Source organism: Pseudoduganella sp. GW821-FHT12E03 (assembly GCF_058807115.1).
In genome coordinates this window covers 36144-44232 of record NZ_JBXAQJ010000007.1, presented here as the reverse complement: position 1 = coordinate 44232, position 8089 = coordinate 36144, and the positions used below count along the sequence as shown (strand labels likewise).

Below are 8089 nucleotides of genomic sequence, written 5' to 3'. Positions count from 1 at the left end.
ACCAGATTCATCAAGAATGGCCTGATCCGGAAACGGTTCAGGCCATTTTTGTTTGCGCCGCCGCAGCATACCGGAGCACCGCCCGGGTCAACATGGTTTCCCGTAATCACTAACGAGGCCGCCATGCACAGCGAAAAACTGATGGTCCACCTGCTGCCCATCCTGGTCCGCAGCCGCAACGACATCCTGCCCTTATTGCGGAAACACGCCGGCGGGCACTCCCAGGCCGTCCTGCGCAACGACGAGGCCATGCGCACGCTGGCCGCCTTCTCCTATCGCGCCCTGCCCTTTCCGGTGCGCCTGCTGGTCAAGGAAGAAGCCTTCGCTGGCTTTGTCCTGCAATACCGCGACAAGATCATGGATGCCCTGCTGGCCGAGCCGGACAGCACGACAGCGGCAACTTGCGCTACCCTGCCATTGTCAACCACCTCGGCAACGAACCATATGGACTACAACGGACTGCAGGGTTGCCTCGCCTTTTTGCAGGAAGCAGAGCGCCTGAAAGACACCCTGCGCAGCGGCCACACGTCAAGCGGCCGGCGCGAAAGCACGGCTGAACACAGCTGGCGGCTGGCCCTGTTTGCCATGTTGCTGGAAGACCAGTTGCCGGGGCTGGACTTTGCCCGCATCCTCAAATTGTGCGTGATCCACGACTTGGGCGAAGCCATCCACGGCGATATCCCCGCGATCGACCAGACACCCGGCGCGCCGGACAAATCCGCCCGCGAACGGGCCGACCTCGCCACCTTGGCAACGCCGCTGCCGCCCCACTTGCGTGCGCAGCTGCTGGCGTTGTGGGATGAATACGATGCGGCGGCCACGCCCGAAGCGCGCATCGTCAAAGGTCTGGACAAACTGGAAACCATGATCCAGCACAACCAGGGCAAAAATCCCCCGCACTTCGATTACGCCTTCAACCTCGGCTATGGCACCCAGCACACGGCCCGGCACCCGCTGCTGGCCGCGCTGCGCGAACTGGTCGACACCACCACCCGCGCGCGGGCAGCCGGGCAAAGCGCCGCCTGAGCCGGCGCCCGGGCCCGCTTCTTGCAAGAGTTTGGCAGGTGCGCCATCACGAGTGGCGCCGCCGGCGTGCGCGCACCAAACAAGCGCATGGCCGCACCAGAATCAACCAAGGAGTTTCCATGTCTACCCCGCGCCGACCCGGCCATGTCGTTTTGATTGTTGACGACGCCCCTGAAAATCTTGCCGCCCTGCACGACACGCTGGATGAGTCCGGCTACACCGTGCTGGCCGCCACCAGCGGCATTGCCGCACTGGACCAGGCCAGCCGCGAATTGCCCGACCTGATCCTGCTTGACGCCACCATGCCCAACATGGATGGCTTTGAAACCTGCCGCCGCCTGCGCGCGCAGCAAGCCACCCGCAACATTCCCGTGATCTTCATGACCGGCGCGGTGGAAACCGGCGAGACCGCCGCCGCCTTCGATGCGGGCGGCACCGATTACATCACCAAGCCGATCCGGCAAAACGACATGCTGGCGCGCGTGGCGGCCCACATGCCGGCCGCGCGCAAGCTGAACCAGGCGCGCAACGCGATGGATGCGTTTGGCAATGCGCTGCTGGCGGTCACGCCGCACAATGGCCGCATCGTGTGGCAAACCCCGCTGGCGCGCCAATGGATGCAGGAATACTTCGCCCTGAAAGGCGCGGGCGGCGGCTCCGAATTGCGCACCATGCCGCTGGCGCTGGCGGCCTGGCTGGCCGCCACGGCGCAGGCGCGCCGCCAGGGGCACGATTATCCGCCGCTGTCGGTGATGCGGGGCGCGTCGCGGCTGGAATTCACCGCGGCCGATCTCAGCAATCATGAGCAATGGATGATCGTGCTGCGCGAAGAATCCGAGTGCGCGCAGGTGCAGGCGCTGATGGCGCTGTTCCGGATGACCATGCGCGAGGCGGAAGTGCTGCACTGGCTGTCGCGCGGCCGCACCACGCAGGATATCGGCTCGCTGCTGGGCGCCACGCCGCTGACGGTGGAATCGTATATCGCACAGATTTGCAGCAAGCTGCATGTCGATACGCGCGGCGCGGCGGCGGCGCTGGCGATGGAGCGCTTGCGGGCCGGGATGGCGGAAGCGCTGATCTGACCGATACGGCATGCGTGATCAGCGACGCTGGCACGGCGGCTTCCGCAGAGCGGAAACCGCCCTACGCCACTTTACCTTGGGGCCAGGCCCTGTATTGTCGATTCGTTTTGACCGTCAGCGCCTGGCGGTGATTCAACCTTGCGTGATCTGCGTGATCTGCGTAAAGCCCTCGACGATTTCATCGGCAGCATCGGGCCGCACCACCCGCGCGACTTCCTTGCCGTCGCGCAGGAAAATCAGCGTGGGCCACAGCTTCACGCGGAACGAGCGCCCCAGCACGCGCCCCGGGCCGTCTTCGACCTTGAAGTGCGGCACCTGCTCAAAGCCCTGGTACGCCTGCGCCAGCAAGGGCAAGGCGGCGCGGCAATAGCCGCACCAGTTGGTGCCGAATTCCAGCAGCGCCGCGCCCTGCAACCCATCGATCTCAGTGCGCGCCGGCGCAGTTTCTTGATAAACCGTTTCCATCATGTGTCCTCCCGCAGGTCCATCTTCTACGATTTACCCTTCAGGCCGGCGCACGCATCGGCGCGCTGCTTGCCCGCTATCTTGATGTGGTTGTCGTATTCGCCCTGCCCTGGCGCCTGTTCCACATAGCCAATACTGCGCACCGCGAGTTTCGGCTCGGTGGCCGCCAGCCAGCGCGGCACGCCGAAGTCCTTGCGCACATGGCCATTGCCGGCAATCAGCACCACATCGCGCGGCTGCTGCGCCCGCACCAGCTTGGCCATCCAGATATCGCGCGCAATCTGCGCGTTGACCATGCCCGGCACCATTTCATCGGGCAGCATGCCGCAATGGCCGGCGACGATTTCCTTGCGCTGTCCCTGCACGATATCGGCCGGCAGCGCGTCCTTCAATTTATAAGCAGCAATGGTGTCCGCATCGAATGACGACGCCACGCCGTCGCGCACCACTTTCGAGGCGTCAGCGCGTGACAGGTTGGCGGCAATCAGCGGCAACTGGTAACGCAGCGCCATGTCGATCAGGGGTTTATATTGTTGCCAGTCCCAGCGCGGCGATTGCATCACCAGGATCACGCACTGCGCATCGCGGCAATCCTTTTGCGCCTTGTTCAGCAAGGCCTGGTGTTCGCGGTCGAACTGTTCCATGGCGATGGCGGGACGCCAACCGGCTTCCACGCGCTGGCGCAATTGCTCATAGCGCAGCTTGTGGCCATCGGCGTTGTCGTGCACCTCGCCCAGCAACAGCACCTGGGGATTGCCGGTTTCAGCGGCAAGGCGGTTGCCGGCACAGCCGGACAACGCCAGGATGGCCGGCGCCAGCACCGCCATGGCCGCCAGCGGCTTGAAGGGATATCGCGGATTCATCGGGACTCCTGTCAGTGGCCCACTAGTATGCCGTATTGGCGTAAATATTGCTTTCAAAAAGGGCATGACCCGCCCACATCCCTCCACCGCCGAGCCGCCGCAGCACATCGTCAAGATCCGGCGCGACTACAACACGTGGGTCGCCAGCGAAACCATGGAAGATTACGCGCTGCGGTATACGCCGCGCTCGTTCCGCAAATGGCCGGTCTTCCGCGTCGCCAATACCGCGCTGGGTGCGATTTCCTTCCTGGTGCTGGAAGCCATCGGCGGCACCATTGCGATCCAGTATGGTTTCGTCAACGCCTTCTGGGCCATCCTCGCCGTCGGCCTGATTATTTTCCTGACCGGGCTGCCGATCAGTTATTACGCGGCGCGCCACGGCCTCGACATGGATTTGCTGACGCGCGGCGCCGGCTTCGGCTATATCGGCTCGACCATTTCCTCGTTCGTCTACGCGTCCTTCACGTTCATCCTGTTTGCGCTGGAAGCGGCCATCATGGCGTATGCGCTGGAACTGTATTGCGGCTTGCCGCTGTGGCTGGGCTACCTGGCCAGCGCGCTGGTGGTGATTCCGCTGGTCACGCACGGTGTCACCCTGATCAGCCGCATCCAGATGATCACGCAGCCGGTCTGGCTGCTGCTGCAAGTGCTGCCGTTTATCGCCATCCTGGTCCAGCGGCCGGACTTGCCCGCGCAACTGGCGGCGTTTACCGGCGCCTCGCCCGGCAATGGCCAGTTCGACCTGCTGCGGTTCGGCGCGGCCAGCGCGGTGGGCGTGGCGCTGGTCACGCAAATCGGCGAACAAGTCGACTTCCTGCGCTTCATGCCGCGCCAGACCGCGCGCAACCGCTGGCAATGGCATGCCGGCGTGCTGGCCGCCGGCCCCGGCTGGATCGTGCTGGGGATCGCGAAGATGCTGGGCGGTGCACTGCTGGCGCTGCTGGCGATCGACCATGGCGTGGCGCTGGCGCAGGCAGCCAACCCGAACCAGATGTACCTGGCCGGCTTTGGCCTGGTGTTCAGCCAGGGCGGGCTGGCCGTGCTGGCCACCACGGTGTTCGTGGTGATCTCGCAAATCAAGATCAACATGACCAATGCCTATGCCGGCTCGCTGGCCTGGTCGAATTTCTTTGCGCGCCTGACGCACAGCCATCCGGGACGCGTGGTGTGGGCCGTGTTCAATGCGCTGATCGCCGTGCTGCTGATGGAACTCGATGTGTTCCAGGCGCTCGACCAGGTGCTGGGCCTGTATGCGAATATCGCGCTGTCGTGGATCGCCGCCGTGGTGGCGGACCTGGTCATCAACAAGCCGCTGGGCCTGAGCCCGAAAGGCATCGAATTCCGCCGCGCCTACCTGTACGACATCAATCCGGTCGGCGTGGGGGCGATGGCGCTGGCGTCCACCCTGTCGCTGGCCGCGCACAGCGGCTTGTTCGGCCCGCATGCGCAAGCCTTGTCCGCTTTTATCGCGCTGGCCACGGCGTTCATCAGCGCGCCATTGATCGCCTGGACCACCGGCGGCCGCTATTACCTGGCGCGTCCCGCGCCGGCCACCCGGAGCGCACAAACCTGCAGCATCTGCGAAAAGGAATACGAAGGCGAAGACATGGCGCATTGCCCCGCCTACCAAGGACCGATCTGTTCCCTGTGCTGCTGCCTCGACGCGCGCTGCAACGACAGCTGCAAGCCGCACGCGCGCTTTTCCGCGCAATGGGAAGGCGCCATGAAAGCGCTGCTGCCACGCTCGGCCTGGCGCTATATCACCAGCGGGCTGGGACATTACCTGTTGCTGATGATCGTCACCGTGCTATTCCTGGCCGGCGTGCTGGGCCTGGTGTACCTACATGAGGAAGGGGTCTTGCGCGCCTCCGCGCCGGCGCTGTTGCCGCAATTGCAGCTGGCGTTCATCAAGATCCTCGGCGCGTTGGCGCTGGCCAGCGGCATTGTCGCGTGGTGGCTGGTACTGACCAGCGAGAGCCGGCGCGTGGCGCAGGAAGAATCCAACCGGCAGACCGGCTTGCTGATGCGTGAAATCGAACTGCACAGCCGCACCGATGCGCAACTGCAGCAAGCCAAGAAACAGGCCGAGCAGGCCAACCAGGCCAAGAGCCGCTACATCGCCGGCATCAGCCATGAAATCCGCACGCCGCTCAACAGCATCCTCGGCTATGCCCAATTGCTGGACGGCGACGCCGCCATTCCCGAACACCGGCGCCAGGCCATCCGCGTGATCCGCGGCAGCGGTGAACACTTGCTGTCGCTGATCGAAGGCACGCTCGATATCGCCCGCATCGAAGGCGGCAAGCTGGGGTTCGATGTTCGCCCGTTGCCGTTCCCGGCCTTCATCCACCAGATCGTGCGCATGTTCGAACAGCAGGCGGCCGGCAAAGGGTTGACCTTCCGCTATGAAGCGCCGGGGGACATGCCGGCGCTGGTACGGGCCGACCGCAAGCGGCTGAGCCAGATCCTGATCAATATCCTCGGCAATGCCGTGAAATTCACCCAGCACGGCGGCATTGTGTTCCGGCTGCGCTATGCATGCGACATGGCGATCTTTGAAGTGGCGGACAGCGGTCCGGGCATCTTGCCGGAAGAAGCCGAGCGCATCTTCGAACCGTTTTCACGCGGCAGCGCCAGCGACCACAGCGCCGCCGCCGGCACCGGCCTGGGACTGCCGATCTGCAAAATGCTGGTGCAACTGATGGGCGGCGAGCTAACGCTCACCAGCACCCCGGGCGCGGGCGCCACGTTCCAGGTGCGGCTGATGCTGCCCCGCATCCATGAGGCGGCGCACGCCGCGCCGCAAGAACCAACGCGCACCGGCTATCTCGGGGCGCGCCGCACGGTGCTGGTGGTCGACAATGAAAAGGTCGACCGCGAATTGCTGGTGCATATCCTGGCGCCGCTGGGCTTTACGGTGGAACAGGCGGTCTCCGGACCGGAATGCCTGCGCCAGTACGCGGCGTGCCGCCCGCACCTGGTGTTGATGGACCTGGCCATGCCAGGCATGGATGGCTGGGAAACCAGCCGCCTGCTGCGCGACGTGCATGGCGCGGCGGCGCCGATTGCCATCGTCTCGGCCAATGCCTACGACAAGGGGCTGGACAACCCGGCCGGGATTCCCGCCGACGATTTTTTCGTCAAGCCGGTCAATGTGGCGGAATTGCTGGACTGGATAGGACGGCGGCTGCAATTGCAGTGGACGGTCGATGAGCAAACGGCGGCGGCGCGCAATTTGGCCGACGTGGTTGATGCAGCTGATGCAACCTATACAGCTGATGCAGCTGATGTAACCTATACAGCCGGTGCGGCCGGCGCGGCCGGCGCGGCCAATCCCACCGGTGCCGGTGCCGTCGACGCCGGTGCCGGTGCCGCTGCCGCCGGCGCCACCGAACGCGCGCCCTCCGCGCTGGCCATCCCGCCCGCAAACCACTTGCACGCGCTGCGCCAGCAAGTGGCCGCCGGCTATATGCGCGGCATTGTGCGCCAGCTCGACCACCTGGCCACACTGGACCCCGGCTATGCGCCTTTCATTGACGCCATGCGCGGTCACGCGGCCGGCTTCCGGCTCGACGCCATGGCGCAATTGCTGCATCAAGGAGAACCACCATGCATGCCGAAGCAACACCGTTAGTCCCGCCCCACCGTCACAGCCACGTGGTGCTGATCGTCGACGACGTCCCGGAAAACCTGGCCGTGCTGCACGACGCGCTCGACGAATCCGGCTATACCGTGCTGGTCGCCAACCATGGCGCCGCCGCCGTGGCGCGCGCCAACGACATGGCGCCGGACATCATCCTGCTGGACGCCGTCATGCCCGGCATGGATGGCTTTGAAGTGTGCCGCCGGCTGCGCGCCGGCATCGCCACGCGCCACATCCCGGTGCTGTTCATGACCGGGCTGACGGAAACCGAACATGTGCTGGCCGCCTTTGCCGCCGGCGGCACCGATTATGTGACCAAGCCGGTGCGGCAAAGCGAAGTGCTGGCGCGCATCGGCGCGCACTTGCAAACCTCGGCCCTGATGCGCCAGGCGCGCAGCGCGCTGGACTCCTTTGGCAACGCGGCGCTGGCGGTGACACCGCACGACGGCCGCATCGTCTGGCAAACGCCGCTGGCGCGCCAGTGGCTGCAGCGCTACTTCGACCTCGATGGCCCGGGCGTGCCGGAAACCCCGCCCGTGCTGGCGCAATGGCTGTCCGCCGCCATCGCCGCGCAGCGCGCCAGGCGCGAGCATGTGCCGCTGACCGTGCAGCGGGGCCAGGCGCGGCTGGTGTTCAGCGCCACCGAAAGCAGCGACGGCGAACAATGGATGGTGGTGTTGCGGGAAGAATCGGATGCGGCACAGGTGCAGGCGCTGATGGCGCTGTGCAAGCTGACCTTGCGCGAAGCGGAAGTGCTGCACTGGCTGGCCAAGGGCAAGACCAACCGCGACATCGGCGACATCCTCGGCACCAGCCCGCGCACCGTCAACAAGCACCTGGAACACGTGTTTGCAAAGCTCGGCGTGGAAACCCGCACCGCCGCCGCCGCGCTGGCCATGCAGCGGCTGCGCGGCGCCATGGCGGAAGCCGCGCCGGCCCGCTAGTGGGTCACTTGGCAACAGAGTCGACGTAGAGGTTGTGAATGATTCGCGGACGGCGAACCCGTAGGG

The 8089-nt window shown here is 65.4% G+C and carries 6 protein-coding genes; 4 read left to right on the top strand and 2 right to left on the bottom strand.

Annotation, left to right across the window (positions count from 1 at the left end):
* Positions 1–444 precede the first annotated feature (444 nt).
* Together AC1RRC_RS18370 and AC1RRC_RS18365 are read left to right on the top strand one after the other, a co-directional pair.
* Positions 445–1026 carry an HD domain-containing protein gene (locus AC1RRC_RS18370; RefSeq protein WP_493057305.1) on the top strand — a complete coding sequence of 194 codons (582 nt, stop codon included), beginning with the start codon at positions 445–447 and terminating at the stop codon, positions 1024–1026.
* 119 nt (positions 1027–1145) lie between these two features.
* A complete protein-coding gene (locus AC1RRC_RS18365; RefSeq protein ID WP_493056970.1) occupies positions 1146–2108 on the top strand; it encodes a response regulator in 963 nt (320 codons plus the stop codon).
* 132 nt (positions 2109–2240) lie between these two features.
* Here AC1RRC_RS18365 and AC1RRC_RS18360 read toward each other — a convergent pair whose 3' ends face one another.
* A complete protein-coding gene (locus AC1RRC_RS18360; RefSeq protein ID WP_493057304.1) occupies positions 2241–2573 on the bottom strand; it encodes a thioredoxin family protein in 333 nt (110 codons plus the stop codon).
* A 26-nt stretch (positions 2574–2599) separates the two neighbouring features.
* Positions 2600–3436 carry a ChaN family lipoprotein gene (locus AC1RRC_RS18355; protein ID WP_493056969.1) on the bottom strand — a complete coding sequence of 279 codons (837 nt, stop codon included), beginning with the start codon at positions 3434–3436 and terminating at the stop codon, positions 2600–2602.
* Positions 3437–3500: 64 nt separating this feature from the next.
* On the opposite strand from AC1RRC_RS18355, the gene AC1RRC_RS18350 reads away from it, so the two are divergent.
* Positions 3501–7070, top strand: coding sequence for a hybrid sensor histidine kinase/response regulator (locus AC1RRC_RS18350; protein ID WP_493056968.1), 3570 nt, complete (start codon positions 3501–3503; stop codon positions 7068–7070).
* Entirely contained in the window at positions 7046–8023 is a 978-nt protein-coding gene (locus tag AC1RRC_RS18345) for a response regulator (protein ID WP_493056967.1), read from the top strand. The genes AC1RRC_RS18350 and AC1RRC_RS18345 overlap by 25 nt, the downstream gene beginning before the upstream one ends.
* Positions 8024–8089 lie beyond the last annotated feature (66 nt).

Bases quoted from the DNA above. Each gene is read 5' to 3' on its own strand.
- AC1RRC_RS18370 (WP_493057305.1), top strand. From the start codon at position 445: ATGGACTACAACGGACTGCAGGGTTGCCTCGCCTTTTTGCAGGAAGCA.
- AC1RRC_RS18365 (WP_493056970.1), top strand. From the start codon at position 1,146: ATGTCTACCCCGCGCCGACCCGGCCATGTCGTTTTGATTGTTGACGAC.
- AC1RRC_RS18360 (WP_493057304.1), bottom strand. From the start codon at position 2,573: ATGGAAACGGTTTATCAAGAAACTGCGCCGGCGCGCACTGAGATCGAT.
- AC1RRC_RS18355 (WP_493056969.1), bottom strand. From the start codon at position 3,436: ATGAATCCGCGATATCCCTTCAAGCCGCTGGCGGCCATGGCGGTGCTG.
- AC1RRC_RS18350 (WP_493056968.1), top strand. From the start codon at position 3,501: ATGACCCGCCCACATCCCTCCACCGCCGAGCCGCCGCAGCACATCGTC.
- AC1RRC_RS18345 (WP_493056967.1), top strand. From the start codon at position 7,046: ATGCATGCCGAAGCAACACCGTTAGTCCCGCCCCACCGTCACAGCCAC.